The organism is Methyloligella solikamskensis (assembly GCF_042676065.1).
Taxonomy (GTDB): domain Bacteria; phylum Pseudomonadota; class Alphaproteobacteria; order Rhizobiales; family Methyloligellaceae; genus Methyloligella; species Methyloligella solikamskensis.
The window spans coordinates 403,820-430,680 of the sequence record NZ_JBHTJO010000002.1 but is presented as its reverse complement, the minus strand read 5'-3'; the positions used below and the strand labels follow the sequence as shown (position 1 = coordinate 430,680).

The 26,861-nt window shown below is 64.2% G+C and carries 28 protein-coding genes; 13 read left to right on the top strand and 15 right to left on the bottom strand.

The window, feature by feature from the left end; genetic code table 11:
- Positions 1–80: 80 nt before the first annotated feature.
- The 7 genes from ppdK to ACFQ2F_RS15055 form a co-directional block, all read right to left on the bottom strand.
- Entirely contained in the window at positions 81–2,810 is a 2,730-nt protein-coding gene (gene ppdK, locus ACFQ2F_RS15085) for a pyruvate, phosphate dikinase (RefSeq protein ID WP_379091478.1), read from the bottom strand.
- Positions 2,811–2,879: 69 nt separating this feature from the next.
- Positions 2,880–3,296 (bottom strand): gamma-glutamylcyclotransferase family protein, encoded by a 417-nt coding sequence (locus ACFQ2F_RS15080; RefSeq protein ID WP_379091476.1) that lies wholly within the window; start codon positions 3,294–3,296, stop codon positions 2,880–2,882.
- Between the two features lie 47 nt (positions 3,297–3,343).
- Positions 3,344–4,153: a c-type cytochrome gene (locus tag ACFQ2F_RS15075; RefSeq protein WP_379091474.1), complete on the bottom strand. Its 810-nt coding sequence runs from the start codon at positions 4,151–4,153 to the stop codon at positions 3,344–3,346.
- A 101-nt stretch (positions 4,154–4,254) separates the two neighbouring features.
- Positions 4,255–6,360, bottom strand: a complete 2,106-nt coding sequence (gene glyS / locus ACFQ2F_RS15070) for a glycine--tRNA ligase subunit beta (RefSeq protein ID WP_379091472.1) — start codon at positions 6,358–6,360, stop codon at positions 4,255–4,257.
- A complete protein-coding gene (locus ACFQ2F_RS15065) occupies positions 6,357–7,304 on the bottom strand; it encodes a glycine--tRNA ligase subunit alpha (RefSeq protein ID WP_379091470.1) in 948 nt (315 codons plus the stop codon). Before ACFQ2F_RS15065 ends, glyS begins: the two co-directional genes overlap by 4 nt.
- 137 nt (positions 7,305–7,441) lie before the next feature.
- On the bottom strand, positions 7,442–7,657 hold the full coding sequence (locus ACFQ2F_RS15060; RefSeq protein WP_379091468.1) for a hypothetical protein: 216 nt from the start codon (positions 7,655–7,657) through the stop codon (positions 7,442–7,444).
- A gap of 17 nt (positions 7,658–7,674) precedes the next feature.
- Positions 7,675–8,619 (bottom strand): S49 family peptidase, encoded by a 945-nt coding sequence (locus ACFQ2F_RS15055; protein ID WP_379091466.1) that lies wholly within the window; start codon positions 8,617–8,619, stop codon positions 7,675–7,677.
- 232 nt (positions 8,620–8,851) lie between these two features.
- Here ACFQ2F_RS15055 and ACFQ2F_RS15050 point away from each other — a divergent pair, with 232 nt between their 5' ends.
- Positions 8,852–9,124, top strand: a complete 273-nt coding sequence (locus tag ACFQ2F_RS15050) for a hypothetical protein (protein WP_379091464.1) — start codon at positions 8,852–8,854, stop codon at positions 9,122–9,124.
- A gap of 222 nt (positions 9,125–9,346) precedes the next feature.
- Positions 9,347–9,631 carry a hypothetical protein gene (locus ACFQ2F_RS15045; protein ID WP_379091462.1) on the top strand — a complete coding sequence of 95 codons (285 nt, stop codon included), beginning with the start codon at positions 9,347–9,349 and terminating at the stop codon, positions 9,629–9,631.
- A 144-nt stretch (positions 9,632–9,775) separates the two neighbouring features.
- Here ACFQ2F_RS15045 and ACFQ2F_RS15040 read toward each other — a convergent pair whose 3' ends face one another.
- Both ACFQ2F_RS15040 and ACFQ2F_RS15035 read right to left on the bottom strand, forming a co-directional pair.
- Positions 9,776–10,576, bottom strand: a complete 801-nt coding sequence (locus ACFQ2F_RS15040) for a tRNA1(Val) (adenine(37)-N6)-methyltransferase (RefSeq protein WP_379091460.1) — start codon at positions 10,574–10,576, stop codon at positions 9,776–9,778.
- Entirely contained in the window at positions 10,560–10,793 is a 234-nt protein-coding gene (locus ACFQ2F_RS15035; RefSeq protein ID WP_379091594.1) for a putative signal transducing protein, read from the bottom strand. Before ACFQ2F_RS15035 ends, ACFQ2F_RS15040 begins: the two co-directional genes overlap by 17 nt.
- Before the next feature lie 131 nt (positions 10,794–10,924).
- Here ACFQ2F_RS15035 and ACFQ2F_RS15030 point away from each other — a divergent pair, with 131 nt between their 5' ends.
- Positions 10,925–11,941: a polyprenyl synthetase family protein gene (locus tag ACFQ2F_RS15030; protein WP_379091458.1), complete on the top strand. Its 1,017-nt coding sequence runs from the start codon at positions 10,925–10,927 to the stop codon at positions 11,939–11,941.
- Positions 11,942–11,962: 21 nt separating this feature from the next.
- On the opposite strand, the gene ACFQ2F_RS15025 is transcribed toward ACFQ2F_RS15030, so the two are convergent.
- The 3 genes from ACFQ2F_RS15025 to ACFQ2F_RS15015 all read right to left on the bottom strand — a co-directional run bounded on the left by ACFQ2F_RS15025 (position 11,963) and on the right by ACFQ2F_RS15015 (position 16,428).
- The gene (locus ACFQ2F_RS15025; protein ID WP_379091456.1) at positions 11,963–12,832 is read right to left on the bottom strand and encodes a 4-(cytidine 5'-diphospho)-2-C-methyl-D-erythritol kinase; all 870 of its coding nucleotides are present in this window, start codon (positions 12,830–12,832) and stop codon (positions 11,963–11,965) included.
- 50 nt (positions 12,833–12,882) lie between these two features.
- The gene (locus ACFQ2F_RS15020; protein WP_379091454.1) at positions 12,883–14,679 is read right to left on the bottom strand and encodes a tetratricopeptide repeat protein; all 1,797 of its coding nucleotides are present in this window, start codon (positions 14,677–14,679) and stop codon (positions 12,883–12,885) included.
- 111 nt (positions 14,680–14,790) lie between these two features.
- On the bottom strand, positions 14,791–16,428 hold the full coding sequence (locus ACFQ2F_RS15015) for an electron transfer flavoprotein-ubiquinone oxidoreductase (protein ID WP_379091592.1): 1,638 nt from the start codon (positions 16,426–16,428) through the stop codon (positions 14,791–14,793).
- A 250-nt stretch (positions 16,429–16,678) separates the two neighbouring features.
- Here ACFQ2F_RS15015 and ACFQ2F_RS15010 point away from each other — a divergent pair, with 250 nt between their 5' ends.
- The 4 genes from ACFQ2F_RS15010 (at position 16,679) to ACFQ2F_RS14995 (ending at position 19,403) form a co-directional block, all read left to right on the top strand.
- Positions 16,679–17,563: a uracil-DNA glycosylase gene (locus tag ACFQ2F_RS15010; protein ID WP_379091452.1), complete on the top strand. Its 885-nt coding sequence runs from the start codon at positions 16,679–16,681 to the stop codon at positions 17,561–17,563.
- A gap of 64 nt (positions 17,564–17,627) precedes the next feature.
- A complete protein-coding gene (moaB, locus tag ACFQ2F_RS15005) occupies positions 17,628–18,167 on the top strand; it encodes a molybdenum cofactor biosynthesis protein B (RefSeq protein WP_379091451.1) in 540 nt (179 codons plus the stop codon).
- 300 nt (positions 18,168–18,467) lie between these two features.
- Positions 18,468–19,034 (top strand): TetR/AcrR family transcriptional regulator, encoded by a 567-nt coding sequence (locus tag ACFQ2F_RS15000; RefSeq protein ID WP_379091449.1) that lies wholly within the window; start codon positions 18,468–18,470, stop codon positions 19,032–19,034.
- A gap of 87 nt (positions 19,035–19,121) precedes the next feature.
- The gene (locus tag ACFQ2F_RS14995; protein ID WP_379091447.1) at positions 19,122–19,403 is read left to right on the top strand and encodes a DUF4242 domain-containing protein; all 282 of its coding nucleotides are present in this window, start codon (positions 19,122–19,124) and stop codon (positions 19,401–19,403) included.
- Positions 19,404–19,414: 11 nt separating this feature from the next.
- Here ACFQ2F_RS14995 and ACFQ2F_RS14990 read toward each other — a convergent pair whose 3' ends face one another.
- Both ACFQ2F_RS14990 and ACFQ2F_RS14985 read right to left on the bottom strand, forming a co-directional pair.
- Positions 19,415–20,038: a TIGR04282 family arsenosugar biosynthesis glycosyltransferase gene (locus ACFQ2F_RS14990; RefSeq protein WP_379091445.1), complete on the bottom strand. Its 624-nt coding sequence runs from the start codon at positions 20,036–20,038 to the stop codon at positions 19,415–19,417.
- 26 nt (positions 20,039–20,064) lie between these two features.
- On the bottom strand, positions 20,065–20,754 hold the full coding sequence (locus ACFQ2F_RS14985) for a TIGR04283 family arsenosugar biosynthesis glycosyltransferase (protein WP_379091443.1): 690 nt from the start codon (positions 20,752–20,754) through the stop codon (positions 20,065–20,067).
- 113 nt (positions 20,755–20,867) lie between these two features.
- Between ACFQ2F_RS14985 and ACFQ2F_RS14980 the strand changes: the two genes are divergently transcribed.
- From ACFQ2F_RS14980 to ACFQ2F_RS14965, 4 genes are all read left to right on the top strand, one after another.
- Complete coding sequence (locus ACFQ2F_RS14980; RefSeq protein ID WP_379091441.1) at positions 20,868–21,992, top strand: PA0069 family radical SAM protein; 1,125 nt, start codon at positions 20,868–20,870, stop codon at positions 21,990–21,992.
- Positions 21,993–22,094: 102 nt separating this feature from the next.
- Positions 22,095–22,766 carry a ribonuclease HII gene (locus tag ACFQ2F_RS14975; protein ID WP_379091440.1) on the top strand — a complete coding sequence of 224 codons (672 nt, stop codon included), beginning with the start codon at positions 22,095–22,097 and terminating at the stop codon, positions 22,764–22,766.
- Positions 22,767–22,862: 96 nt separating this feature from the next.
- Entirely contained in the window at positions 22,863–23,966 is a 1,104-nt protein-coding gene (locus tag ACFQ2F_RS14970) for a site-specific DNA-methyltransferase (protein ID WP_379091439.1), read from the top strand.
- The gene (locus tag ACFQ2F_RS14965; RefSeq protein ID WP_379091437.1) at positions 23,963–24,184 is read left to right on the top strand and encodes a hypothetical protein; all 222 of its coding nucleotides are present in this window, start codon (positions 23,963–23,965) and stop codon (positions 24,182–24,184) included. The genes ACFQ2F_RS14970 and ACFQ2F_RS14965 overlap by 4 nt, the downstream gene beginning before the upstream one ends.
- A gap of 17 nt (positions 24,185–24,201) precedes the next feature.
- On the opposite strand, the gene mutY is transcribed toward ACFQ2F_RS14965, so the two are convergent.
- On the bottom strand, positions 24,202–25,254 hold the full coding sequence (mutY, locus tag ACFQ2F_RS14960) for an A/G-specific adenine glycosylase (RefSeq protein WP_379091590.1): 1,053 nt from the start codon (positions 25,252–25,254) through the stop codon (positions 24,202–24,204).
- Between the two features lie 156 nt (positions 25,255–25,410).
- On the opposite strand from mutY, the gene ACFQ2F_RS14955 reads away from it, so the two are divergent.
- On the top strand, positions 25,411–26,040 hold the full coding sequence (locus tag ACFQ2F_RS14955; protein ID WP_379091435.1) for a DUF721 domain-containing protein: 630 nt from the start codon (positions 25,411–25,413) through the stop codon (positions 26,038–26,040).
- A gap of 70 nt (positions 26,041–26,110) precedes the next feature.
- Positions 26,111–26,854, top strand: a complete 744-nt coding sequence (locus tag ACFQ2F_RS14950) for a DsbA family protein (protein WP_379091433.1) — start codon at positions 26,111–26,113, stop codon at positions 26,852–26,854.
- Positions 26,855–26,861: the final 7 nt, after the last annotated feature.

Sequence of the window (26,861 nt, the reverse complement as noted above, 5' to 3'; positions counted from 1 at the left end):
TCTTAACTCCTCGTAACGTTGCCCATGAGTTTGGACAAAATGTGGTCAACGAGGTCTCAACAAGTTTTCGCAAATTGTTATTAAGACAGGGTAAACGCCGATCCCAAACTGGCCTGGGCAGCAGCCAGCCGGGCGATCGGGACCCTGTAGGGGGAGCAGGAGACGTAGTCGACGCCGATCTCCTCGCAGAAGCGGATGGTGGCGGGGTCGCCGCCATGCTCGCCGCAGATGCCGATCTTCAGACCGGGATGGGCCGCCCTGCCCCGCTCCAGACCGATGGTCATCAGCTCTCGCACACCGTCGTCCAAAGTCATGAAGGGATCGTGGTGGATGATGCCCTTGTCGGAATATTCGCCGAGGAAACGGCCCGCATCGTCGCGGGAGAGACCGAAGGTCGTCTGGGTCAGGTCGTTGGTGCCGAAGGAGAAGAAATCGGCACTGAGGCCGATATCGCCGGCGGCAAGACAGGCGCGGGGCAGCTCCATCATGGTGCCGACCGTATAGTCGAGGGTCTGGCCGCGCTCCTCGCTCACCACAGCCGCTGCGCGGTCGATATAGGTGCGGATGATATCGAGCTCCGCCTTCAAGGTGACGAGGGGGACCATGATCTCCGGCAGGACGGGGGCGCCGAGCCTTTCGCCGGCAATGAGCGCCGCCTCGAAGATGGCGCGGGCCTGCATTTCGGCGATCTCCGGATAGCTCACCAGCAGCCGCGAGCCGCGATGGCCGAGCATAGGGTTGAATTCCCGCAAGGCGTCGACCCGGCGGGCCAGCCGGTTCCGGCTGATGCCCATGGCTTCCGCCACCTCGGTGATGTGGGCCTCATCATGGGGCAGAAACTCGTGCAGGGGCGGATCGAGCAGGCGGATGGTGACGGGCTGGCCGGCCATGATCTCGAACAGGCCGATGAAGTCCTCCCGCTGCATGGGGAGCAGCTTGGCGAGCGCCTCGCGGCGGCCTTCGACATCCTCGGCAATGATCATCTCGCGCATGACGGAGATGCGGTTCTCATCGAAGAACATATGTTCGGTGCGGCAGAGCCCGATCCCCTCGGCACCGAAATCCCGTGCTTGCGCCGCGTCGAACTCGCTGTCGGCATTGGCGCGGATCTCCAGGTGCCGGAATTCGTCCGCCCAGGCCATGAGGGTCGCGAAGGAGTCGGACATCTCCGGTTGGCGGGTCGAAACCCTGCCCTTGATGATCTCTCCGGTGGAGCCGTCGAGGGTGACGATGTCGCCCTTGCGCAATGTCACGCCGCCGGCGCTCAGTGTTTCCTTCTCAAGATCGATCTGCACGCGGGTGGCGCCGGAGACGCATGGGCGGCCCATGCCCCGGGCCACGACGGCGGCGTGGCTCGTCATGCCGCCGCGGGTGGTGACGATGCCGGCTGCCGCGTGCATCCCCTGCACGTCCTCAGGCGAGGTCTCGACCCGGGCCAGAATTACCGTGTGGCCTTGGGCGCGTAAGTGAACCGCCTCGTCGGCATCGAAGACCAGCTCGCCGCTCGCCGCTCCGGGCGAGGCGGCAAGGCCCCGGCCGATCACCTCCTTGGGCGCGTCTGGGTCGATGGTCGGGTGGAGCAGCTGATCGAGCTGGGCCGCATTGATGCTTAAGACGGCCTCCTCCCGGCTGATGACGCCTTCGGAGGCCATATCCGCGGCGATCTTCAAGGCGGCCGGCATGGTGCGCTTGCCGTTGCGGGTCTGGAGCATCCAGAGCGTGCCTTCCTCGACCGTGAACTCGATGTCCTGCATATCGCGAAAATGGGATTCGAGCTTGTCGCAGACGGCGCAGAGCTCGGCGAAGGTCTCCGGCATCGCCTCTTCCAGGGAGTCGCGCCGGTCGTTGGAGTCGCGGCGGGCCTGGGCGGTGAGAGACTGCGGCGTGCGCATGCCCGAAACCACGTCCTCGCCCTGGGCGTTGATGAGGAACTCGCCGTAGAGCTCCTTCTCGCCGGTGGACGGATTGCGGGTGAAGGCGACGCCGGTGGCGCTCTTATCGCCCCGGTTGCCGAACACCATGGCCTGGATGTTCACCGCCGTGCCCCAATCGTCGGGGATGTCGTGGAGGCGGCGATAGGCGATGGCGCGGGCGTTCTGCCAGGAGCCGAACACGGCAGCGATGGCGCCCCAGAGCTGATCGTGGAGATCCTGAGGGAACGGCTCGCCCAGCTCCTTGTCCACCAGCTCCTTGTAAAGGCGGATGATCTCCAGCCATTCCTCGTCCGTGAGATCGGTATCGAGCTCGTAGCCCCTCATGTTCTTGAAATGCTCGAGCTTCTCCTCGAAGAGATGATGGTCGATGCCGAGCACCACGTCGCCATACATCTGGATGAAGCGGCGATAGCTATCGTAAGCGAAGCGGCGGTCGCCGAAGCGGGCGGCGATGCCTTCCACCGTTTCGTCGTTGAGGCCGAGATTGAGGACCGTATCCATCATGCCGGGCATGGAGGCGCGGGAGCCGGAGCGGACGGAGACGAGGAGCGGATCCTTGGGATCGCCGAAACGGGAGCCGGCGGTCTCGCCCACGAGCTTCAGAGCCTCGTCGACCATGGGCTTCAGCTCTTCGGGAAGAGCGCGGCCGGCCTTGTAATAGGCGCGGCAGACATCGGAGGAGATGCTGAAGCCGGGGGGCACGGGCAGGCCGAGCCTGGACATCTCGGCAAGGTGTGCGCCCTTGCCGCCGAGGATGTTCTTCAGTGCCGCGGAGCCGTCGGCGTGGCCGGCGCCGAACGCATAGACCCATTTGGGCTGTTCGGCGCTCTCGGGCTCTCGTTGGGTCACTCGTGTCTGGTCAGACGGGCTATCCATGCTTGAGGAAGCGGTTCTACTCCTCCGCCAGGCGGGACACAATCGGCGCGATGGAATTGGGTGAAGGGTTTATCCGCCGCTGAACTTCTTCAGCCAGTCGCCATGGGGAATGCGCTGCGATGAGGGGGGGACCTCGACCAGCTCGTAGCTGCAGGCGGAGACATGCTCGCCGCTATGGAGGTGAAGATCGATTTCGACGCGGCGGTAGAGCCCATCTTCCTCGATCTCCGCCACACCCTCATAAGCATCGAGCGCCGCCAATAGCCGCGCATCGTCCGGCATGAAGAAGACCTCGCCGACGATCAGGCCGGGATGCTTGGGATCGAAGACGGCGCCGGGAAAGCTGCCGAAATCGTAGAGAACGCCCCTGGCCTTGGCCGGGCCGACCCAGGTGGTCGCGGCGTGAAGCTGGGAGGCCATGAGACCGCTGCTGCCGCGGCGGAGCGTCCCGTAGACAAAGAGATGGCGGGGCATGCCTTTCGGCATATCCGCCCCGCCATCGGTTTCGCAAGAGCGTTTGCTAACGCTGTCGCCTAGTCAAAGGTCGGCGGCTCGATGCCCGAGGGGCTTCCGCCACCAGCGCCGGAGTTCGGATTGATCTTGCGAATCCAGGCGATCACCTTCCAGAGGTCATCGGCGGAATCGATATTCGCACCGCCCTTAGCCGGCATGGGACCGACGACATTCTCAGAGCCTTTACGCGCAGCATCGTATTCCTCCTGGAATCCAGTGGTGCCCAGGGTGATGAAGCGGAAGAGCGTGTCGTCGTCGCTGCCATAGACCCAAACGTCGTTGGTCAGGGGCGGACCCATACCGCCGCCGCCACCACCGCCGTGGCAGCCGTTGCAGCCGAAGCCCATGTAGAGCTTGTGGCCGGCCTCGGCGACGCTCTCAGGATCGTCGGCATAGGGGCTCGTCAGCTGGCCTTTCTCGGTGGCCTCGATGACTTCGGTCGGCGATTTATTGCCGCCGGAGGCTGCTTCGTCGTCGCCCTCTTCTCCAGACGCGGCAGCTTCGGTATCGGCTTCGGCCTCTTCGCCAGCCGCATCATTGGGCTCAGGCGCGGCCGCAGCGGAGTCGTCAGCAGACATTTCGGAGTCGGACGCGTCGGCAGCGGGCGCATCGTCGGCCTCCGCCATCTCCATGGTGTCTTCCTCGACCATCTCATCGCCCGCCGCATCGGTCTCCGCGGTGGCGTCGGTCTCGGTGGTTACTTCTTCCTGGGTGGTCTCGTCGGTGTTTGCCGTCTCTTCTTCGTCCGGACCGCAGGCGCTCAACAGGCCGGCAGTCAGGACGAGGGCACAGATCGTCACGAACGGTCGAGTCACGAACGTTTGCGTCATGGGGCTTCCTCCTAACCGTGCTTTTGGGCCGTCCACACCTCCCCTTCCCATGGGGTTTTCGGGGCGCGGAACAACCTAGGCAGGAAGCTTAACGCAAAAGTTCAACCTTCGATCCGGGAAAAATCGGCAACAGTGAGCGTCGCCGCGCGAATCCTATTGAGGAGCTTGAGACGGTTCTCGCGCAAGCTCGGGTCATCGGCATTCACCGTGACATTGTCGAAGAAGGCGTCGACGGGCGCGCGGAGCTGGGCCAGCGCCGTCATGGCGGCCTCGAAATCTTCAGCTTCGACAGCGGCTTGGGCCGCCTGCTCGGCTTCCGTCAGCTTGGCTTCGAGGACCTTTTCTTCTTCTTCTTCGAGCAGCGAGGGATCGGGCGGAGAGATATCCAACTCGGCACCCTTCTTCATCTCTGCGACGAGAATGTTTGATGCGCGCTTTGTTCCGGTCAGTAGGTTTGAGCCATCAGATGTAGCGAGAAAACTCGTTAGCGCATTCAGGCGCTCAACCAATGTGACCACGTCGAGACCGCCGCTCTTCGCTCCGACTACTGCGGCCAGATAATCGTGTCTCGCACCTTCATCTCGGAGTTGTTGCTTGAGGCGATCCAGAAAAAAACTCTCGAGATCATCGGTCCGGTCTAGGATCTGCTGCAAGTCCACCTGCTCGCTCCCCAGCTCGAAGCCAGATCGCTTGGCGTGAGCACTCACAACTTCGTTCAAGTCCATGCGAATGCCGTTCTCAAGTAGGATGCGGATAACGCCCAGCGCCGCGCGGCGGAGCGCGAAGGGGTCCTTGGAGCCGGACGGCTTCTCGTCGATGGCCCAGAATCCCACCAGCATATCGAGCTTGTCGGCCAGCGCGACGGCAATCGCGGTGGGCTCGGTGGGCACATCGTCGCCCGCACCCACCGGCTTGTAGTGGGCGCCGATGGCGTCGGCCACGTTGGGGTGCTCTTCCTGGTCCAGGGCGTAGTAGCGGCCCATGACGCCCTGGAGCTCTGGGAACTCGCCCACCATCTCCGAGGTAAGGTCGGACTTACAGAGCATGGCGGCGCGCTCGGCCTCGTCGGCTTCGGCGTCGACCAGCGGCGCCAGCTCGCGGGCCAGCACGCGGATGCGCTGGATGCGATCGTATTGGGTGCCGAGCTTTTCGTGGAAGACGACGTTCTTGAGGTCCGTCGTCCGTTCCTCCATCGGCACCTTGCGGTCCTGATCGAAGAAGAACTTCGCATCCGACAGACGCGCCGCGATCACGCGCTCATTGCCGGCGGTGATAGCCTTGCCGCCATCCTTGGCCTCCAGGTTCGCCACCAGCACGAAGCGGTTGGCGAGCTGGCCGAGCCCCTCCTTGCCCGGCGTGCGGACGGAGAAGCATTTCTGATGGGTCTTCATGGTCGAGGTCAGCACCTCGGGCGGGACCTCGAGGAAGCTGTCGTCGAACTCGCCCATGAGCGGCACCGGCCATTCAGTCAGCCCGGCATTCTCGGCCACCAAGCCGGCATCCTCGACCAAAGCGAGCCCTTGCGCTTCGGCAAGCTTGGTCGCGCCTTTCAGGATCGCGTCCCGCCGCTCGCCGGAATCGAGAATGACGAAGGCATCGCGCAAGCGCTTCTCGTAATCGGCGAAGTTCTTCACCTTGAAGGCGTCGGGCGCCATGAAGCGATGGCCGCGTGTTTCGTCCCCGCTCTGGACCCCGTCGATCTCGAACGAGACAACCTTGCTGTCGAGCAAGCAGAGGATCGAGTGGAGCGGGCGGACCCAGCGGAGTTTGCCCGATCCCCAGCGCATGGATTTCGGCCAGGGGAAGTCGCGCACGATCTGGGGCATCGCCTCGGCGATCACGTCGGCCGTGGCGCGGCCCTTTTTCTCGATTCTAGCGACGTAGAACTCGCCCTTCTTGTCGGACTGAATCCCCGCTTCGTCGATGGACGAGAGCCCCGCCGCTTTCAAGAAGCCTTCGATGGCCTTTTCGGGCGCGCCGACGCGCGGGCCTTTGCGTTCGTCGGAGACATCGGGCGAGGCCTCGGGAAGTCCCTCGATCAGCAGGGTGAGACGGCGCGGGGTCGCGAAGCTGCGCATCTCGTCGAATTCAACGCCCGCGGCTTTAAGCGCATCACCGACGAGGCGCGCGAGATCGCCTTCGGCCCGGGCCTGCATACGGGCCGGGATCTCTTCGGAGAAAAGTTCGAGGAGGAGTTCGCCGCTCATGATCCAGCGCCTCCGGCGTCCGTTTTCAGCCAAGCCTCGCAGCACGCCTTGGCCAGATCGCGCACCTTCAGGATATAGCCCTGGCGCTCGGTCACCGAGATGACGCCGCGCGCATCCAGCAGATTGAAGATGTGGGAGGCCTTGATGCACTGGTCATAGGCCGGCAGCGCCAGCGCGTGACGGTCGCCATGAGCGCCCTTCTCCAGCAGCGACTGGCACTCGGCCTCGGCATCCTTGAAATGCTCGAAGAGGCGCGGCACGTCGGCATATTCGAAATTGAAGCGGGAATATTCCTGCTCGGCCTGGAGGAAGACGTCGCCATAAGAGACCTTGGCGTCGCCCTCCCCGCCGTTGAAGTTCAGGTCGTAGACGTTGTCGACACCCTGGACGTACATGGCCAGGCGCTCCAGCCCATAGGTCAGCTCACCGGAGACGGGCTCACAGTCGAAGCCGCCGACCTGCTGGAAATAGGTGAACTGGGAGACTTCCATGCCGTCGCACCAGACCTCCCAGCCGAGGCCCCAGGCGCCAAGCGTCGGGCTCTCCCAGTCGTCCTCGACGAAGCGTATGTCGTGGTTGAGGGGATCGATGCCGATGGCTTCGAGGCTCTTCAGATAGAGGTCCTGAAGGTCGATGGGCGACGGCTTCAGGATCACCTGGAACTGGTAATAGTGCTGGAGGCGGTTCGGGTTCTCGCCGTAGCGCCCGTCCTTGGGCCTGCGGCAAGGCTGCACATAGGCCGCCTTCCAGGGCTTCGGGCCGAGGGAGCGCAAGGTGGTCGCCGGGTGAAAGGTGCCCGCTCCCATCTCCATGTCGTAGGGCTGGAGGATAATGCAGCCCTGGCCGGCCCAATAATTCTCCAGGGTCAGGATCAGGTCCTGAAAGGAGGTTTTCGGGCTCAAGGCCTTCGGTGCGGTCGCTTTGGCAGGCTGGCTAGCGGTCATCTGGACCTTGTGCGCCCAGGGGCAGGCGAATTGGTGGCAGCGGAGTGGTTCACGAAATCTCGCGCCCCTCTATTTCGGATCGGTGCAGCAAGATCAAGGTGCGGCCGCCGAATATGCGCTGAAATGGGCGAAAAAGCTTAAGAAATGTCGGGGCGCTTTGGACGGTAAACGCCGGTTTCGGGGTCGCGCTCCAGCGGTGTGGCCGTGGTGCGATCGCGACTTTGCTCCTTGCGGTCCATGGCCTCGCGTGCCTGCCGCAAATCCTCCTCCACACGGCCGGAAGCGCCGCGCAGCAGCTTGCCGGCCAGGATCATTCCGGCACCGGCAGCAAGAAGGAGGATGATCTGCGGCATCTTCTGGGACCCAAAGGCTAGAACCCGAATCGCGACCACAAGGATCGCGCCTCAAGAGCTGAAATCACATCACCGGCAAGGCCTTGAGGCAAGTCCCGCAAGGCGCCGAGGCCTCCGGCCGCGCCAACATGAGGTTTCTTGCGGAACCAGCTCGTCTTGGCCTGCACGAGCTTGAAACGCGTATCGTCCCCATAAATTTCCCGCATGCGGGTGCGCAAATCGCTCAAGCCGTCGATCAGGCCGAGCTCGGCGGCGCGCTTGCCGGACCAGAATTCGCCCGTGAAGAGGCTATCGCCATGGGATTCGATCTTGGTGCCGCGGCGGTCTTTCACGAGATCGGTGAAGGAGGCGTGCACGTCGCGCTGGATCGCCTTTATGCGCTCCACATCTTCCGGCTTCTCCGGCTTGAAGGCATCAAGGGTCGTCTTGTTCTCGCCGGCGGTGATCACGCGGCGTTCGATGCCGAGACGATTGATCAGCTCGTGAAAGCCGAAACCGGCCGTGACGACACCGATGGAGCCGATGACCGAGCTCTCGTCGGCGTAGATCTCGTCGCCGGCAAGGGCCAGCAGATAGCCGCCGGAGGCCGCAACGTCCTCGGCGAAGACATAGACTTTGAGATCGTTCTCCTTCGCCAGCGCCCGGAGCCGCTTGAAGATCAGGGTCGACTGGACCGGCGAGCCGCCGGGGGAGTTGATCTGGATGGCGACGGCCTTCGCGCCCTTCATGGTGAAGGCCTTCTCGATGGCGCCGGCCGTGGCGGTGAGGCTCAGCCCCGGCTTCAGCGGCGTCACGGCGCCGATGGTGCCTTCGAAACGCAGCACCGGGATCAGCGGTCCCTTGTGAAACCATTTCTCAGGAATGATGCGCTTGTACCAGGGGCGCGGAGGCTTGCTGGTCTTGGAAGGAACGGAGTCTGAAGAAGGGGGGATGGCCGGTTCGGCGGGTGTGGGTGTTTCCATGGCGGTGAAGGTATAGACGGCGCGGCTTAAATCAAGGTGGGCCCGGGCTTGAAAACGCCACGCCGCGCGACACGCCGTAAGGCTTGGTTAAGCGCGATCAACCTTGCCGCGCCGAACCCCCGTTCTTATTTGATAGATTCCAGCCCCGCTGGAATTGACGGGATGTGTGGCGGGATTTTCCTTACGCCGAGGAGCCGCGCGTCCTCATGGAGGAGATAAGATGAGAAGGGTTATGACCTTCGCTTTCGCCGCGGCGGTGCTCGGGCTGGTTTCGTTGGTACCAGTGAAGAGCGCAAATGCCGGCGTGGGCATCTATGTCGGTCCCGGCTACGGATACGGTTACAGCTATCCCTACCGCTACCGGTATCGTGGTGCCTATCCTTACGCCTACTATCCCTATTGGAGACGGCCGTACTACGCCCCGCGCTCCTATTACGCCCCCCGGCCGTATTATCGGAATTACCGGCCCCGGTATCGCTACAACTATCGGCGCCGCTGGCGCTAAGCCGATCCGCCGATAAGGCAATCGAAGAGCCGCTCCGGGAAACCGGGGCGGCTCTTTTCGTTTCGGCGCCGCCTCTCCCGCGGTCCGCCAAGCTGAATGCCGGATGAATGGCCGGCTCAGCTTCGGTTCAGCGCGGTTCTCCTAAACAGGTCTCATGAGCCCGGCGGTTCGGCCCGGGCGCGAAGACAAAGGCGCGAGGGTGCGCCACAACGGAGGATCGCAATGTTGAAGAAGATGCTTTTGGGTGCGGCTGCTCTGGGCCTGGTTGCTCTCGCGCCGCTGACCATGGTGGCAACGCCCGCGCAGGCCAGCTCGTTCTCCATCGAGATCGGCAATCGCTGGGATCGCGGACACCATTACGGTCACCGCTACGACCGCCACCGTCATTACGGCTACCACGACCGCTACCATCACGACCGCCGGTATCACGCCTACCGGCATCACGATTACCACCGTGACCGCTACTCCAACTCTTGGGCGCATCGCTACTATCGCAATTGGTGGTAGCGCCCACGAAGCAAGCGGGTCTGCCATGAGCCCGCAATGCCGCCGGCCCTAGCCTCACGCCGGCGTAACGCGAAGGCCGCCGCCACGCCTCTCCCCCCAAATCGGCGGCGGTCTTCGCCCCCCAATTTCCAAAATGAAGAGCTGTCAGCCCGCGATGGGCAGCGCCTCGCCGTGGCGGAGAACCGCTTCGGCTTTCGGCGTATAGCGGCCGTCCGTCTCATGCAGGACGAGCCCCTGGCGGAGACGCAACGGGCCCCGCCGCCCTTTCCGCCCCTGGATCAGCACGCGGCTCGCCGGTGCGCCCTGCTTCGGGAAGAGCGGATAGATCGTAAGATCGCCGAAACGGCGGCCGAGCACGCCGATCAGCTCGTCGAGGGCATCGGGCCGATGGATCATGGTGAGGATCGCCTCGGGCGCCGCCATAGCGGCCAGAAAGCGCGCCCAGGATTCCAGCCCGCCCGGCGCCATGACATGGGCGTCCTCTCGGCCTTGTCCGGGCCGAACCGCGCCTTCCAGATAAAACGGAGGATTGGCAATCAGCCGGTGGAAGCTGCCCTGTTCGAGACCGGCGGCGGCGAGGGTCTTGCCGGGTGCCGTGAGGTCGGCCTCGATCACCTGGTATCGCGCAGCAAATCCGTTCTCAGCGCCGTTGGCGCGGGCGAGCGCGCAGGCGGCGGCATTTCGCTCCACGGCCGTGACGGACAGGTTCGGGAACCGGGCCAGCAGGCAGAGCCCAGCCACGCCAGTGCCAGCGCCAGCATCGAGCAGACGGATGGGATCGCTTTCCGCCTCGTCCAGAGCAGCGGCGGCCAGAAAGACCGCATCGGTGCCGGACCGGTGGCCCGAGACAGGCTGCACGGCCTCGATCAGCCCGCCGAGAAAGGCATCCCTGGTCGTCTCTTCGGTGCAGACGTCGTCCGCGTCGGGGTCAGGATTTGCCGGCATCTTTGATCGCGTCGCCCACGCCCGCCTCTTCGAGAATACGGCGGGCCTTTTCCATCTCGTCCTCTGCCACCAGCACGCGGCGCGGCAACACGCCAAGCGAGCCTTCCATAACGCTCATATTGGTGTCGGCGACCATAAAGTCGACATTCGCCTCCGATAGCAGACTGGTGACAAAGGAGATCAACACAGCGTCGTTGGTTCGGATCAATTCTTTCATCGGGCCTCGCTTCGTCTCCATCGTCCTGCGGTGTTTTTCCGCATCTTGAACCTTGGACTGGCTCGTCCGAATATAGGACCTTAGGGCCGGTCAAGTCTCTGGCCTCAGGAAAACTTTGGGGAGATATCGCTTTGGGAGTCGTCGTCGAACTCGACAAGGCGCGCAAGGCCGCCGGCAGCGCGAACATGCTCACCACCCTGGTGGAAGAGGATATGGGTCGCGTCAACGCGATCATCATCGAGCGTGCGCGCTCCCATGTGGATCTGATCCCCGAACTTGCCCGGCATCTGATCGACTCCGGCGGCAAGCGTTTGCGGCCGATGCTGACGCTGGCTGCCGCCAAGCTGTGCGGCTACACGGGCTCCGGCCATGTGCATCTCGCAGCCAGCGTGGAGTTCATGCACACCGCCACCCTGCTCCATGACGACGTGGTCGACGAGAGCGAGCTGCGCCGAGGCAAGAAGACGGCGCGCATGCTCTGGGGCAACGAGGCGAGCGTGCTGGTGGGCGACTACCTGCTCGGCCAAGCGTTCAAGATGATGGTGGATGTGGGCTCGCTGGATGCATTGCGGATTCTCTCCAACGCGGCGGCGACCATCGCCGAGGGCGAGGTGATGCAACTCGTCACGGCCAACAACACGGCGACCACCCAGGACGAGTATCTCGCGGTCATCAACTGCAAGACGGCGGCGCTGTTCGCGGCAGCCTGCGAGGTGGGCGGTTCGATCGCCGACCGGCCGAAGGACGAGACCTCCGCCTTGCGCGCCTATGGGCGCAATCTCGGCCTCGCCTTCCAGCTCATCGACGATGCGTTGGATTATTCCGGCGAGCAGGCCGATCTCGGCAAATCCATCGGTGACGATTTCCGCGAAGGCAAGATCACCCTGCCCACGGTGCTCAGCTATCGCTGGGGCAACGAGGCCGAGCGCGATTTCTGGCGCCGCACCCTGCAGGACGGCGATATCCAGGACGGCGATCTGGAGCACGCCATCAGCTTGATCGAGCGCCGCGGCGCGCGGGCGGCGACGGTGGAGCGAGCGAAGGATTACGGCGCCATCGCCCGGGATGCGCTGGCGATCTTCCCCGATTCGGACGCCAAGGACGCTATGCTGGAGACGGTCGAGTTCTGCGTCTCGCGGGCCTACTAGCCAACCAACGACATACCGGCGTCAGCCGCCGATCGCCGTCGCCCTCACCCACCAATCCGGATGGTGTTGGGCGAGCGTTTCCGCTTGGGCCGCCGCCTGGGCTTCGTCCTCGAACAGGGCGAAGCAGGTTGGGCCGCTGCCTGAGAGGCGGACGCAGCGCGCGCCTTCCAGATCCTCGAGACCCTTCAGCACTTCGGCGATGACGGGAAGCCGCTTCGCCGCGGTTGCCTGGAGGTGATTTCCACGGGTCTCGAGATACTCGGCCAGCGCCTCGAAAGACCGGTCGAAATCGAGCCGGACGATCTCGGGCGCGAAATCCTTTTCCAGATCGTCGGCGCCGAGTTCGCCGTAGATCTCGGCGGCCGAGAGCGGCGCGCCGGGATTGACCACCACCACGCCGGCCCGGGGCAGACCGGAGACGGGCGTCAGCTGCTCGCCCCGCCCCTGCATGAGGGCCGCCTCGCTTTTGAGGCAGGCGAGAATGTCGGAACCAAGAGCGTTGGCGATTGTCTCGGCGATGTTGTTGGTGAGGCGATGGGGCTCCATGCGCATGAGAAGACGCAGGCAGGCCGCCGCGTCGGCCGATCCGCCGCCCAGGCCTGCGGCGACAGGCAGGTGCTTCTCAAGACCGATGCGCCCTGTCTGGAGCCCCGGCACATGGGCGGCAGCGGCGAGCGAAACGCGCTCCATGAGATTCTCGCCGTCGATGGCCTCAGCGAAGGGCCCGGAGACGTCGAGGATCGGCGCATCGCCGCTTTCCAGCGAGACCTCGTCGGCGAGATCGGCAAAGGCGACCAGGCTCTCCAGCTCGTGATAGCCGTCGGCGCGGCGGCCGTGGACGAGCAGGGTCAGGTTGAGCTTGGCCCGTGCGGGTTCAGTGAGAACGCTCATCTTGAGATGCCGGCAGACTTACGAACTTAGCGGCGCTGCAGACGTATCGCCTACTGCGCGGTCGGGGCCTCGCCTGGGGGCGTGCGCTCGGCGGCCTTGGTGTTGGGTTTGTCCTCGAGGCCGTCGGCCAGCTTCTGCCGGATCTTCTTGGCGTCCTCTTCCTCCGGCTCGAGTTCCAGGGCCTGCTGCCACTGGTATTTCGCTTCGAGCTTGCGGCCGACGCGCCAATACACATCGCCCAGATGATCGTTGATGATCGGATCGTTGGGCTCCAGCTCGACGGCGCGCTCCAGATGCTTCACGGCCGCATCGAGATTGCCGAGGCGGTAATAGGCCCAGCCCAGGCTGTCGACGTAGTAGCCGTCATCGGGCTTCAGCTTCACCGCCTTGCGGATGTAGTCCATGGCGGTCTTCAGATTGGTCTTCTGATCGACCCAGGTGTAGCCGAGATAGTTGAGCACCAGGGACTCTTCCGGCTTCAGGGCCAGAGCCTGCTTGAGGTCCTTCTCCGCCTTGTCCCAATCCTTCAGGCGCTCGTAGCAGACGCCGCGGGAATAGTAGATGGACCAGTGCTGCTCCTGGGGCTCGTCGATCAGGGCGATGGCCTTGTCGTAATAGGGCAGCGCCTCCTCGTAGCGCTCGTGGGAGCGCAAGATGTTGCCCAGGGCGTCCAGGGGACGCATGTCGTCCGGATATTCCTCGATGAGGTGCTCCAGGGTCGCCTTGGCATCCTCGACCCGCTCCAGCCCGTTGAGGGCGAAGGCCTTCTGGATCTGAACGTTGAGCCACAGGGGCGAATCCTCGCTCACCTGATCGAAGGCCTTGAGCTCCAGATCGTATTTCTCGGCATTGTCGTAGGCTTCCGCCAAAGCGACATAGGCCAGGTCGAGCTCGGGCTTCATGTAGATGCCGAACTGCAGGAAGACGAGACCGAGATCGAGACCGCCCTCGCCGGCCAGCGCATCGCCGATCCCATAGTAGACCTCGGCCATGCCTTCATCGGTATTCCGAGCCACGAGCGGCGGCGTCTCGCCGTCCTCAAGCTCCTTCAGCAGCCCTTCGGTGATCGGGTGCTTGGCGGCGGCTTCCATATTCGTCTTGATGATGACGATCGCCTTGTCCCGCTTGCCGTTATTGACGAGGTGGCGGGCATAGGCTTCGGCCACGCGGATCGTGCCGGGGCTGGAGGCGAAGGCCTCCGCGTAAGCTTGCTCGGCCACATCGGGGCGGCCGGCGACATCAGCGATGAGCCCGCGGTGATAGCGCTGATAAAACTGGGCCCAGCTCGCGCTGCTCAGACCGTCGAGGGTGGAAAGCGCCTTATCGGTATCGCCGCGAGCCTGCTCTACCCAGGCGCGGGATAGGGTCGAGGCGAGATCCGCAATCGGTCCCTGGCGGGCGGAAGCGAAGTCCTGCTCGGCATCGTCGAACTTTTCCTGCTTGGTGGCATGCAGGCCAAGCAAGAAGCGGGCGATGCGATGGGTGGGATCGGTCTCGATCAGCCGGTTGGCGAGAGTGACCGCGCGGTCCCAATCGCCATTGGCAACCTCGAGCAGGAAGGCCTGCTCCAGGAGGACAACGTTGTCCGGATCCTCGTCTAGGGCCTTGGCGTAATAATCCGCCGCGGTGTCGATATCGTGCTCGTTGCGGGCGATTCGGCCCGAGAGATAGTTGCCGAGCAACGTTCCCCTGGCCGCCGTCTCACCGTTCTCCTCGCCGACCTCCGAATAGGCGGCGGGCGCCGCCAGCACCACGATCAGAAGAGATAGCAAGGCCCAGCGCAGAATGGGCCGTTCGGCAATCTCCAGGATCGCGTTGCGCTTGGTTTCGGTGCTCGGCATCGGCATGCGGCGTCTCCGGCTGAATGTGAACGCAAATAGCCCCGGCTTCGGGTTTAAGGGTTTTGCCGCCGCCTGAAAACTTAAAAGCGCTTAACGAAGAAGGCCTTGCCGTCGCGCCTACATATTGGCGTAAGCGGGCCCATCGCCCCCTTCGGGCGGCACCCAATTGATATTTTGCGCCGGGTCCTTGATATCGCAAGTCTTACAGTGGACGCAGTTTTGGGCGTTGATTTGAAAACGCTTTTCGCCGCCGTCCTCGATCACCTCATAGACCTGCGCCGGGCAGTAGCGCTGAGCGGGCTCCGCATATTCCGGCAGGTTCTCCTGAATCGGGATCGACGGATCGCCCAGCTTCAGATGCACCGGCTGATCCTCGGCATGGTTGGTGTTCGACAGGAACACCGAGGATAGAATATCGAAGGTCAGCTCGTTGTCCGGCTTCGGATAGTCGATCGGCTTTGCCTTGTCGGCATGCTTCAGGGTCGCGAAGTCCGGCTTCAGGTGCTTCAGGGTGTGCTTGAGGAAGGGCAGAAGCGTGTTCGCCCACATGTCGAGGCCGCCCAGCATGACGCCGAGCCGCGTGCCGTAGCGCGACCAGAGCGGCTTCACGTTGCGCACGGGGGTCAGATCCTTGGCGATGTCGCCGTTGCGGACCTTCTCCTCATACGCGGTGAGCTCGTCGTGGCTGCGCTCCTCGCCGATGGCCTCGAAGACCGATTCCGCCGCGGCCATGCCGGAGAGCATGGCGTTGTGGCTGCCCTTGATGCGCGGCACGTTCATGAAGCCCGCCGCGCAGCCGAGCAGCGCACCGCCCGGGAAGGTGAGCTTCGGGATCGCCTGGAGGCCGCCTTCGGTGAGCGCGCGGGCGCCGTATGAGATGCGCTTGCCGCCTTCCAGATGCTTCTTGATGGCGGGGTGGGTCTTGGCCCGCTGAAACTCCTTGAAGGGGTGGAGATACGGGTTGTCGTAGTCGAGATGCATGACGAACCCGACGGACACCAGATTCTCCCCGAAATAATAGAGGAAGGTGCCGCCGCCGGTGTGGTCGTCCAGGGGCCAGCCCATGGTGTGCTGCACTAGGCCTGGCTTGTGCTTCTCGGCCGGGATCTCCCAGAGCTCCTTCAGGCCGATACCGTATTTCTGGGGGCCGCTCTCGTGGTTCAGCTCGAAGCGGCTGATGACCTCCTTGCTGAGGGAGCCGCGCGCGCCTTCCGCCAGCAGAGTGTACTTGCCGGTGAGCGCGATGCCGGGAGTGTAGCTGTCCTTCTTCTCGCCGTCGCGGCCGATGCCCATATCGCCGGTGATGACGCCCTTCACCTCGCCGTCGTCGCCATAGATGGCGCCGGTCACGGCGATGCCGGGATAGACCTCCACGCCCAGAGCCTCGGCCTGCTCGCCCAGCCATTTGCACAGCGCGCCCAGGCTGCCCGTGTAGCAGTGGTGGTTGTTCATGAGCGGCGGATTCAGGAAGGTGGGAATGCCGAAGCTTCCGCTCTCAGACGACAGATAATAGAAGCGGTCGTCCGTCACCTTCGTCTCAAGGGGACAATCCTGCTCGCGCCAATCGGGGATCAGCTTATCGAGGCCGATCGGGTCCATCACCAGGCCGGAGAGGATATGAGCGCCGACTTCCGCGCCCTTCTCCAGCACCACCACGTTGAGGTCCTGGTCCTTCTCCGCAGCGAGCTGCTTCAGGCGGATCGCCGCGGCCAGACCCGCAGGTCCGGCACCGACGATCACCACGTCGAACTCCATCGTTTCGCGTTCAGCCTCTTCGGCCCCGCGTTCGGATTCTTCGCTCAAAATTCAGGCTCCCAGCCAAACTCATCTCAGACATGACAAACCGGCCCGGCGCGTCTGCCCACGCATTCGGACCGGCGAAATGGGAACGGGAGAGGAGTGGTGAAGTTCCTCTCAACCCTCCCCATCATCTTGTAGCCAACCTCCCCTTTCGGTCGCATAACGTCAAGTGTCCGCGGCGTTTGAGCTGTGCTACTCAAGAGCCATGGCAGGTCACCGGAAAGAACCGCAAAGCATTGCAGGCGAGGCAGCGGCGCTGCTCGACTGGTATGCCGCCATGGGCGCGGACGAGGCGATCGCGGAGACGCCGCTTGATGCCTTCGAGGTGAGCGCCAAGGCCCAGTCCCTGGCCCGGACGGCCCCGGCGCGGCGCCCGCTCCAGCGGCCGGATTTTTCGCAAGCGGAGGAGCCTAGGCCGGCGCGCAGGCCTGAGCCTGGCCCGACGCCGAAGACCGTCAAGCCGCGCCCGGTCCCGCCGCGTGGGAAAGAGACGGCGGACATGCCTTCGCCGACGGAAATCGCGAAGACCAGGACGCTCGCCGAGCTCCGGGCGCTTGTGGAGCAATTCGACGGCTGCCCCCTGAAGCGGACGGCGAAAAGCCTCTGCTTTTCCCGGGGCAGCGAGAGCGCCGAGCTGATGCTGATCGGCGAGGCCCCAGGGCGCGACGAGGATCTTCAAGGAAAGCCCTTCGTGGGGCGCGCGGGCCAGCTTCTCGACAAAATGCTGGCGGCCATCGGGCGCGACGAGGAGTCGGTCTACATCACCAACACGGTCTATTGGCGCCCGCCCGGCAACCGCACGCCGACGCCCCAGGAGATCGGTGCATGCCTGCCCTTCCTTGAGCACCAGATTTCGCTGCTGAAGCCGAAGGCGATCATGCTGCTGGGCGGGGCGGCCGCCTCCACCATGCTACAGACCACCCAAGGGATCATGCGCCTGCGGGGCAAATGGAAGAGCTACGACAAGGCCGGCACGCCGATCCCCGTCATGGCGACGCTCCACCCGGCTTATCTGCTGCGAAACTCGGCCGCGAAGCGGAAAGCCTGGCAGGATCTGCTTATGGTGAAGCAGCGGCTGGCGGACGATTGAAGTTGAGCGTCATTGCCGGGCTTGCGCCGGGCATGACTCAAGAGAGTGGAGAGAATCAGCACCCATGCCCCGTTTCGACGAGACCCGCCCCTTCATCCCGATCCGCATCGCCGTGCTCACCGTTTCCGACACGCGCACGAAGAAGACCGACAAGTCCGGCCCGCTACTCGCGGAGATGATCACCGAGGCCGGCCATGTGGTGGCGGCGCGGGAGACGGCGACGGACGATGTGGAGTCCATCCGCTCCCAGGTGCAGGCCTGGATCGACGATCCGCAGATCGACGTGGTGATCACCACCGGCGGCACGGGCTTTACCGGGCGCGACGTGACGCCTGAGGCGGTGCGCCCGCTTTACGACAAGGAGATCGAGGGCTTCTCGGTGATCTTCCACATGGTGAGCTTCGAGACGGTGGGCACCTCGACGCTGCAATCGCGGGCCTGCGGTGGGCTTGCCAACGGCACCTATATCTTTTCCGTGCCCGGTTCGCCCGGGGCTTGCGAGGACGCGTGGACGAAGGTGCTGAAGTTCCAGTTCGACAACCGCCATCGCCCCTGCAGCTTCATCGAGATCATGCCGCGGCTGAAAGAAGGCAAGCCGGCGTAACGTTCTCTCTCCGAGAGGAACGCGAGCGCCCTAACCCGACTCGTCATCCTGAGATGCTCGGCGTGCAGCGCCGAGCCTCGAAGGATGGGCAGCATGTTTGGGCCACGTCTCCTTCGAGGCTTGCTTCGCGAGCACCTCAGAATGACGTGGAATCGAAGTGGTACCGCGATGGCTGCCGGTATGACGGGATGCGGACGGCTGTTCCTGCGTCGATCTTGCAAGTTGACGATCGCCTACCATCTGGTAGGCAGATAATAACAATAGCGGATAGCACCCGTTGTCCGCTGCGGAAGGTGGCCCATGGCGCTTGGAACGCGAGAGCTTTTGCTGAAAGAGACGGAGACGCTGCTGCGCACGCGCGGCTATGCGGCCTTCAGCTATGCGGATCTCGCCGAGAAGGTCGGTATCCGGAAAGCCTCCATCCATCACCATTTTCCCACCAAGGAAGCGCTGGGCGCTTCGCTGATCGACAGCTATCTGGGCGATTTCCGCGCCGCGCTGGATGCCATCGTCGCGACGGAGGCGACGGCCACGAGTAGGCTGAGCCGCTACTCGGAGTTCTTCGTGGAAAGCATGGAGGGCGGCATGATGCCCCTTTGCGGGGCCCTCTCGGCGGAAGCCTACGTGCTGCCGGAATCCCTGCAGGAGCGCGTGAAGGAGTTCTTCGAGCTGCATCTCGACTGGCTGCAGGGCGTGATCCGCGACGGCAAGAAGGCCGGCGAGCTGAGATCCGACCTGAAGCCGAAGCAGACGGCCACCCTCATCCTCAGCACTTTGGAGGGCGCCAGCCTCGTCGCTTGGGCGCTGAAGGATCCGGCCACCATCAAGCCGGCGATCGACTCGGTGCTCCGGACCATCGAGGCGTGATTTCTCGCCTCGATATTTTTTGACTTTTTACCCTACCAACTAGAAGGTTGGCGACGACAAGACTCAAACCAGCAAGGAGGAAACAGCATGGCTTTGAAGAAATACATCATCGAGCGGGACATTCCCGGTGTCGGTAAAATGGACGGCGACGAGCTTTCGGGCGCTGCCAACACGTCCAACGATGCGCTCTGCAAGATCGGCGCGGAGGACATCCAGTGGGTCGAGAGCTATGTCGCAGATGACAAGACTTTCTGCGTCTATCTGGCGAAGGACGAGGACGCGATCAAAAAGCATGCGGAGCTCTCCGGCTTTCCGGCCACGAAGGTCACCGAAGTGAAGACCATGATCGATCCGACGACGGCCCAGTAGCCACGGCGAGATCAAAGACGGCGGGGCGGCACCAGCCGCTCCGCTCCTCGCCGCAGCCGGAGATAGGCCGCCTCGGTGTCCACATCGGCCAGCAGCGGAGCGAAGCCGACCTCCGTTCCCCGGAAATTTTCCAGGGTGTCGGTGAGCGTATAGCGGCTCGACCAGCGGACGTTCTCGAAAGGCTGAAGCCGTTTCGGCCGCTTCATCCCGACGAGCCAGAAGCCACCATCTTCCGCCGGACCGAACACCGCATCTGCGCCAGCGAGGGTCTTGAAGGCGCCGGCTATGTCTTTGGGCACGACGCCTGGGATATCGCTGCCCATGAGAAGCGACGGCGTCCCCTCATCACACAGCAGCCGATGCATCCGGGTTCCCAAATCGCCCTGCCCTTGGGGCTTGAGGGCGGCACCGCATTCGGCGGCAAAACGCTGCCAGCATGGCGCCCGCCAATCGGCATCCGGCGTCACGGCGATCAACAGCCGCCAGCGGGGGTCCGCTCCGAGCCGGCGCAGGGTCGTTTCAAGACAAGTTCGATAGAAACGAGATGCCGCCACATGGCCGATCTCGGCCGCCAGGCGGCGCTTCCCCCGCCCCAGCTTTGGCGTTCTGGCCATGAGGATGAGGGTGGGTCGCACGCCTGGCATATCCGCGCCGCGCAGGCCTAGCCGTAGAGCCGGGCGAGCACCCGAGGCGGCACGCGGAACGTATAGAGCAGCATGCAGAAGAGATTGCGGAGGCCACGCAGGATATAGCCCTCACTGCGATAGCGCTCCGCGCTGGTCACGGCCCGCGCCTTCAGCATCACCAGTTGGTTCCGCTTCAGCTTCCGAACCAGGGCGACATCTTCCATGAGCGGCACGTTCTCGAACCCGCCGAGCTCTTCATAGAGCCTGCGCGGGATCAGCAGGCCCTGATCGCCGTACGGCAGGCGGAAGATCATGAAGCGGAGCGCCACAAGCTTCTCCAGCAGCCAGGGCATGAGCCCATCATCGTCCAGGGCAAAGCGAAAGGTGGCGGCCGCGGGCGCCCGCTCGCCGCGATCGACGCGGGACATGAAGTGGACGGCGTGGTCCAGCCAAGTCTGGTCGAGCTCCGTATCGGCGTGAAGAAAGAGGAGCCAGTCGGCTTTCGCGCGGGCGGCGCCGGCGCGCAGCTGGGTGCCCCGGCCCCGCTCGGCCTTCACGATCTCCATCCCTGCGGCCTCGGCGATGTCCAGCGTCCCGTCCGTGGAGCCGCCATCGGCCAGGATGGCCTCGCGCACCAGCCCCTCAACCGCGCCGGGAATCAGCGCGTTCAGGGTCGGGACCAGCGTCCTTCCCGCATTAAAGCTGGGGATAACTATGGAAATCATGGCGGGACTATAGCGTTTAGTCTGCGAGCGGCAATCCGTTCCGCGTCGCTGGCTCAAGACGATATTGCGTCAATGTTCTTGATTTGTTCCAAAGTGAGACCTATATAGGAGCCATGAGCGTGGACCTTAGAAAGCCTGAGAAGCATGAGAGCTTCCCGCTTGAAGCGGGAGGCGTCGCCGCGGAGCGCCGCCGCGGCCGCGGTGCGCTGACCAACCGGTCGGGCCGGTTCGAGCCGATCGCCTATCAGCCGGCGGACGACGGTTGGGGCTCTGTCGGCGAGCTGGAAGCGCTCTCTACCCAGGTTCAGGAAATCCGGGCGAAGACCGTCATCACCCGGAACGATTCCCCGGATATCGGTTTCGACCGCTCCATCAACCCGTATCGCGGCTGCGAGCATGGCTGTGTCTATTGCTTCGCGCGGCCGACCCACGCCTTCATGGGCCTATCGCCGGGGCTCGATTTCGAGACGCGGCTGTTCGCCAAGGTGAACGCGGCGGAGCAGCTGAAGCGCGAGTTGGCGCATGCGAAATACAAGCCCGCGACCATCGCCATCGGCACCAACACGGACCCCTACCAGCCTATCGACCGGCAATACGCGCTCATGCGGGACATCCTGCAGGTGCTGGACGAGGCGAACCATCCGGTCGCCATCGTCACCAAGTCGTCCCTTGTGCTGCGGGATATCGACATTCTCTCCTCCATGGCGAAGCGCGGGCTTGCCAAGGTGGCGCTTTCCGTCACCACGCTGGACCGCAAGCTGTCCCGGGCCATGGAGCCCCGGGCGGCGGCGCCTGAGAAGCGGCTGGAGACGATCGCCGCGCTGAACGAGGCGAGCATTCCCACTTCCGTCATGGTTGCGCCGGTGATGCCGGGGCTTACGGATATGGAGATGGAGCGCATCCTTGAGCGGGCCTCGGTCGCAGGCGCGACGGAAGCCGGCTACGTGCTGCTCCGGCTTCCGCTTGAGATCGCCGATCTGTTCACCGAATGGCTTGAGGCGAACTGCCCGGACCGGGCGGAGAAGGTGCTGTCGCTCATGCGTCAGTCCCGGGGCGGGAAGCTCTACGACGCCAAATGGGGCGAACGCATGGAAGGCACCGGGCCTTACGCCTGGATGATCGGCCGGCGCTTCGAGATGGCGGTACAGCGTCTCGGCCTGAACAAGGACAAGGCGAAGCTGCGAACGGATCTGTTCGAGCCTCCCGTGCTGCAGGGCCAGCAGATGCGGCTGTTTTAGGCTGACGGCTGAGCTTCAGGCCGCACGCTTTTCCACATTGTCGGGGCGACCCTCCGTTGAGGGGGATTGCAAGCGCGCATCCGGAGCGCAAAAGTCGGCTCCATGGATGCGCTCTTCGAATCGGCCTTTCTGCCCGACGCACCCAGCTTCGTGCTGGAGGCCGATCTCATGGATAAGCACAAGGGGCCGGTTGCGGGGCTCGACGAAGCCGGACGCGGCCCCTGGGCCGGGCCGGTTGTCGCCGCGTCCGTCATCCTCAATCCCGACCGCATCCCTGAAGGCCTCAACGACTCCAAGAAGCTCACCGAAAAAGAGCGGGAGGAGCGTTTCGAGGAGATCATGGCGTCGGCCATCGTCGGCATCGCGATCGGCCATGTGAAGCGGATCGACCGGGACAACATCCTCCAGGCGAGCCTGTGGGCCATGCGGCGGTCCTTCCGGGAGATGGAAGCGCCCGCGGTCGCAGCCCTCATCGACGGCAACATCAAGCCGAAGCGCTTCCCCTGCCCTGCCCGGCCCGTGGTCGGGGGCGACGGAATCTCCGTCTCCATCGCGGCCGCCTCCATCGTCGCCAAGGTCACCCGCGACCGGATGATGGTGAAACTCTCAAAGCGCTATCGGAAATACGGCTGGGAGCGGAACAAGGGCTATGGCACGCGTGAGCACGCCGAAGCCATCCAAAAGCACGGCGTTTGCCTGCATCACCGCCGCTCCTTCAGCCCCATCGAAAAGGCCCTCGGCGTCGCCGAAACGCCAGAGCTTCAGCTCGGTTAACAGGGTCTTTACCAACTTTCCTCAAGTTTGATCTATCGCCGCGGCCGATTTGCCGGGGCGCTCCGACTGTTTGTTTCAGCGTCTTCGGAGGCGGTCATGCTCAAGGAAAAGGCGGGGGCTTCGCTCCCGATCGATAGCATCATTCTCGGCGATTGCGTGGCAGAACTGGCAGAGCTTCCGGATCGCTCCGTCGATCTGATCTTCGCCGATCCGCCCTATAACCTGCAGCTCCAGAAAGACCTGCTCCGTCCGAACAACTCCAAGGTCGACGGTGTCGACGACGCTTGGGACAAGTTCGCCAGCTTCGAGAACTACGATCAGTTCACCGACGACTGGCTGGCCCAGTGCCGCCGCGTCCTGAAAGACGACGGCGCCCTTTGGGTGATCGGCAGCTACCACAACATCTTCCGCCTCGGCGTGCGGCTCCAGGATCTCGGCTTCTGGATCCTGAACGACGTGATCTGGCGCAAGACCAACCCGATGCCGAATTTCCGCGGTCGCCGCTTCACCAACGCCCATGAGACGCTGATCTGGGCGGCCAAGAGCCAGAAGAGCCGCTACCGTTTCAACTACGAGGCGATGAAGGCGCTGAACGACGATCTTCAGATGCGCTCCGACTGGCTGCTGCCGATCTGCTCCGGCCCTGAGCGCCTGAAGGAAGAGACCGGCAAGAAGGCCCATCCGACCCAGAAGCCCGAAGCCCTGCTCGGCCGGGTGATCCTCGCCTCCTCCAACGAAGGCGATGTCGTCCTCGACCCGTTCTCCGGCAGCGGCACGACGGCCGCCGCTGCCAAGAAGCTCGGCCGCCATTACATCGGCATCGAGCGCGACCCCGATTACGCGCGTATCGCCCGCAAGCGCCTGGCCGAGATCGAGCCGCTCGGCGATGACGCCATGAAGGTCATGCAGGGCAAGCGCCAGGAACAGCGCATCCCCTTCGGCTCCCTGGTGGAGCTCGGGCTGATCTCGCCCGGCACCGTTCTTTACGACAACCGGGCCCAGTACGAGGCCCGTGTGCGCGCCGACGGCAGCATCGCCGTGGAGGGTGCGCAGGGCTCGATTCACAAAATGGGCGCCCAGGTCCAAGGGTCCGCGGCCTGCAACGGCTGGACCTTCTGGCATGTGGAGAAGGAAGGGACGCTCACCCCGATCGATAGCTTGCGCGATGTCGCGCGGCGCCAATTGGAGGCAACATCATGAAGCTGTTCCGCTCGCGGCTGACCGAGGAACGCCGCAAAAAATTCTGGATTCCGCCGGTGGCCAAGCTGCCCGAGCCGTCTGAGGCCCGCAAGGCGGCAGAAGCCCCCATGAAGCCGGCGCGTGCCTATCGCCTGCCCGAGAGCTTGATGCCTCAGAACGTTGCGCCGAAGCGCGTTGCACAAGCGCCGAGGCAGCCCCAGGTCATCGCGGCCGAGTAGATCGGCGGCCGCCTCCTCTACTCACCTAGGCCTTGGCGGAGCACTTTGCGCATAACGCTGGGGAGTGCCGCGCTCGCAAGATCCCGCCGGGCCACCCAGCGGCAGCGCTCCGGCTCCGCCGCCTCCGATAGAGTGGCGTCTTCAGGCACCGCAGCGGCATAGACCTGAAGTTTCAGGTGGAAATGGGTGAAGGTGTGCTCCACCAACCCGACCGTCATCCGCCAATCCGCCTCTAAGGGCGCAAACGCCAGAGGCTCAGCCGCATCCTTCGGCCCCCACGGGGTCGACGGCACTTCCAGCATTCCTCCCAATAGCCCTTTCGGCGGTCGCTCGCGCAGGAGCACGGCGCCATCGGCGCGAACGCCCAGAAATGCCGTCCCCAGCCGGGTCGGTCGCTCGGCCTTCTCCGCCTTGTAGGGCAGCACCTCCGCCAGACCTTCCGCCAAGCCTTCGCAATCGGGCCGGATGGGGCATAGGCCGCAAGCCGGGCGCTTGGGCGTGCAGATCTGGGCCCCGAGATCCATCAGCGCTTGCGCGAAATCGCCTGGGCGATCCGGCGGCGTCAGGCTCGCCGCCATGGCCTTGATCTCCGGCTTGGCTTCGGGGAGCGGCGTCTTCAGGGCGAAGAGCCGCGCCATGACCCGCTCGATATTGCCGTCGACCGGGGTTGCCGGCTCATTGAAGGCGATGGAAGCGATGGCGGCGGCCGTGTAGTCGCCGATACCCGGCAGCTTCTTAAGCCCCGCTTCGGTCGACGGGAATTCGCCGCAGTGCTCTTCCGCGACGACGCGAGCGCAGGCATGCAGGTTGCGGGCGCGGGCGTAGTAGCCGAGGCCGGCCCATTCGGCGAGCACGTCGCCCAAGGGAGCGGCTGCCAGGTCTTCCACCCGCGGCCAGCGGCCCAGGAAGCGTCCGTAGCGCGGCAGCACCGCCTTCACGGTGGTCTGCTGCAGCATCACCTCGCTGAGCCAGACCTTATAAGGATCGGGCGTCTCTTCAGCTCCGGGCCGAATGCGCCAAGGCAGTGTGCGCCCTTCCCGATCGTACCAGGCGAGCAGCTTGGCCGCCATTGCACCATCGGCCTTTGTTGCGTCGGCTTTCGCCGTCTGCTCTGCATCCTGAATTCCGGGCAAAAGGGAAAACTCCTAATCGCACATCTCGCGGCTTCGTCACGCCGCTCCCGATGGTGTAGGCTGCGCGGCCATGAAGGCAAGGCGCCGCGGCGGATGATCCCCAAGAGCATCCAGAAGCGCGGCGAAGTAGATGCGACCCATCAAGACGCGAACATGGCCGGCGACAACAATACCCAGCAGACGAGCAATCAGCGCTATGCGTCGGCGCCCAAGCGGCGGACGCAAGGGCTGAAGCCTGTCGGCGGGCTTGCGGCCCAGACCCTGGCGCCGGCGGCGCGCGCCCGCGGCTTCACCACCATGGCGCTCCTGGAGCAATGGGCCAGCATCGTGGGCGGCAGCACCGCGAAATTCACCAAGCCCGACCGGCTGATCTGGCCGCGCCAGCCCCGGGAGGCGCCGGATGACGAGCCCAAACAGGCCCGGAAGCGTCCCGAAGGCGCCACCCTCGTTCTGCGGGTCGACGGACCTCGCTCCATCGAGGTGCAGTACAAGGCGCGGCAGATCATGGAGCGGGTGAACAGCTTCTTCGGCTACCGCGCCGTGGTGGAGATGCGCATCAAGCAGGCGCCGGTGGGCAGGCTCGTCCGGCCCCAGCCGCCCGCGCCCCTGCCGCCTGACCCCAGCGTCCTGCCGCAAGAGGCCGACATCACCGACGAGCCTTTGCGCGAAGCGCTGGTGCGGCTCGGCACGGCGGCGAAACGCTCAAGAAAGCGTGACGTTTGAGGGCTGGCTTTCGCCGCTCTCTTGCCTTAACCAAATGCCTTAATGACAGCTCGAACAGCGGAGTAGAGACGTGGCGGAAACACCCAAATCCCACAGCACCGGAAGCAAAGGCCTGGTGATCGCGGCCGCGGTGGCGGTCGTGGCGATCGTGATCGCTGGCGGCGTCTATTTTCTCGGCATGGGCGACCAGACCGAAACTCAGGCGGCGAGCCGCGCCGATGCCGACGTGCCCATGTCGGAGCTGCTGGATGGCGGCCCGCTGGACGATGTGGTGATCGGCGACGAAGACGCGCCCGTCACCATCATCGAATACGCCTCCATGACCTGCCCCCACTGCGCTCACTTCCACACCGAGACCTTCCCGAAGGTCAAAGAGAAGTACATCGACACCGGCAAGGTGAAGTTCATCTTCCGGGAGTTCCCGCTGGATATCCTGGCGGCGCGGGCTTCCATGCTGGCGCGCTGCGCCGGACCGGAGAAGCGCATGGCGCTCACCTCCGCCCTCTTCGAGACCCAGCAGAGCTGGGCGGTGCGGGACGAGCCCGAGGCCATGGACAAGCTGCTGGGCATCGCGCGCCAGGCGGGCTTCTCCAAGGAGAGCTTCGACGAGTGCATGGCCGACGAGGAGCTCTATCAGAACATCGTCAAGATGCGCGCCCGCGCCTCCTCGGAGTTCGGCGTGAACTCCACCCCCAGCTTCTTCATCGACGGCAAGAAGCTCGGCCGCGAGCATGAGCTGGAGGATTTCGACGCGATCCTCGAAGAAGAGCATGCCGGCGCCGACGACAAGACGGAGTCCGCCCCCGCGGAATAACGATTTG

Coding starts and splice junctions, on each gene's coding strand:
- ACFQ2F_RS14995 (WP_379091447.1), top strand. CDS start 19,122: ATGGCTTTGAAGAAATACATCATCGAGCGGGACATTCCCGGTGTCGGT.
- ACFQ2F_RS15010 (WP_379091452.1), top strand. CDS start 16,679: ATGGCAGGTCACCGGAAAGAACCGCAAAGCATTGCAGGCGAGGCAGCG.
- ACFQ2F_RS15045 (WP_379091462.1), top strand. CDS start 9,347: ATGTTGAAGAAGATGCTTTTGGGTGCGGCTGCTCTGGGCCTGGTTGCT.
- ACFQ2F_RS14985 (WP_379091443.1), bottom strand. CDS start 20,754: ATGATTTCCATAGTTATCCCCAGCTTTAATGCGGGAAGGACGCTGGTC.
- ACFQ2F_RS15025 (WP_379091456.1), bottom strand. CDS start 12,832: ATGAGCGTTCTCACTGAACCCGCACGGGCCAAGCTCAACCTGACCCTG.
- ACFQ2F_RS15015 (WP_379091592.1), bottom strand. CDS start 16,428: ATGGAGTTCGACGTGGTGATCGTCGGTGCCGGACCTGCGGGTCTGGCC.
- ACFQ2F_RS15060 (WP_379091468.1), bottom strand. CDS start 7,657: ATGCCGCAGATCATCCTCCTTCTTGCTGCCGGTGCCGGAATGATCCTG.
- ACFQ2F_RS15080 (WP_379091476.1), bottom strand. CDS start 3,296: ATGCCGAAAGGCATGCCCCGCCATCTCTTTGTCTACGGGACGCTCCGC.
- ACFQ2F_RS15050 (WP_379091464.1), top strand. CDS start 8,852: ATGACCTTCGCTTTCGCCGCGGCGGTGCTCGGGCTGGTTTCGTTGGTA.
- moaB (WP_379091451.1), top strand. CDS start 17,628: ATGCCCCGTTTCGACGAGACCCGCCCCTTCATCCCGATCCGCATCGCC.
- ACFQ2F_RS14980 (WP_379091441.1), top strand. CDS start 20,868: ATGAGCGTGGACCTTAGAAAGCCTGAGAAGCATGAGAGCTTCCCGCTT.
- ACFQ2F_RS15000 (WP_379091449.1), top strand. CDS start 18,468: ATGGCGCTTGGAACGCGAGAGCTTTTGCTGAAAGAGACGGAGACGCTG.
- ACFQ2F_RS15040 (WP_379091460.1), bottom strand. CDS start 10,576: ATGCCGGCAAATCCTGACCCCGACGCGGACGACGTCTGCACCGAAGAG.
- ACFQ2F_RS14955 (WP_379091435.1), top strand. CDS start 25,411: ATGATCCCCAAGAGCATCCAGAAGCGCGGCGAAGTAGATGCGACCCAT.
- glyS (WP_379091472.1), bottom strand. CDS start 6,360: ATGAGCGGCGAACTCCTCCTCGAACTTTTCTCCGAAGAGATCCCGGCC.
- ACFQ2F_RS15065 (WP_379091470.1), bottom strand. CDS start 7,304: ATGACCGCTAGCCAGCCTGCCAAAGCGACCGCACCGAAGGCCTTGAGC.
- ACFQ2F_RS15055 (WP_379091466.1), bottom strand. CDS start 8,619: ATGGAAACACCCACACCCGCCGAACCGGCCATCCCCCCTTCTTCAGAC.
- ACFQ2F_RS14975 (WP_379091440.1), top strand. CDS start 22,095: ATGGATGCGCTCTTCGAATCGGCCTTTCTGCCCGACGCACCCAGCTTC.
- ACFQ2F_RS15020 (WP_379091454.1), bottom strand. CDS start 14,679: ATGCCGATGCCGAGCACCGAAACCAAGCGCAACGCGATCCTGGAGATT.
- ACFQ2F_RS14965 (WP_379091437.1), top strand. CDS start 23,963: ATGAAGCTGTTCCGCTCGCGGCTGACCGAGGAACGCCGCAAAAAATTC.
- mutY (WP_379091590.1), bottom strand. CDS start 25,254: ATGGCGGCCAAGCTGCTCGCCTGGTACGATCGGGAAGGGCGCACACTG.
- ACFQ2F_RS14970 (WP_379091439.1), top strand. CDS start 22,863: ATGCTCAAGGAAAAGGCGGGGGCTTCGCTCCCGATCGATAGCATCATT.
- ACFQ2F_RS15035 (WP_379091594.1), bottom strand. CDS start 10,793: ATGAAAGAATTGATCCGAACCAACGACGCTGTGTTGATCTCCTTTGTC.
- ppdK (WP_379091478.1), bottom strand. CDS start 2,810: ATGGATAGCCCGTCTGACCAGACACGAGTGACCCAACGAGAGCCCGAG.
- ACFQ2F_RS15075 (WP_379091474.1), bottom strand. CDS start 4,153: ATGACGCAAACGTTCGTGACTCGACCGTTCGTGACGATCTGTGCCCTC.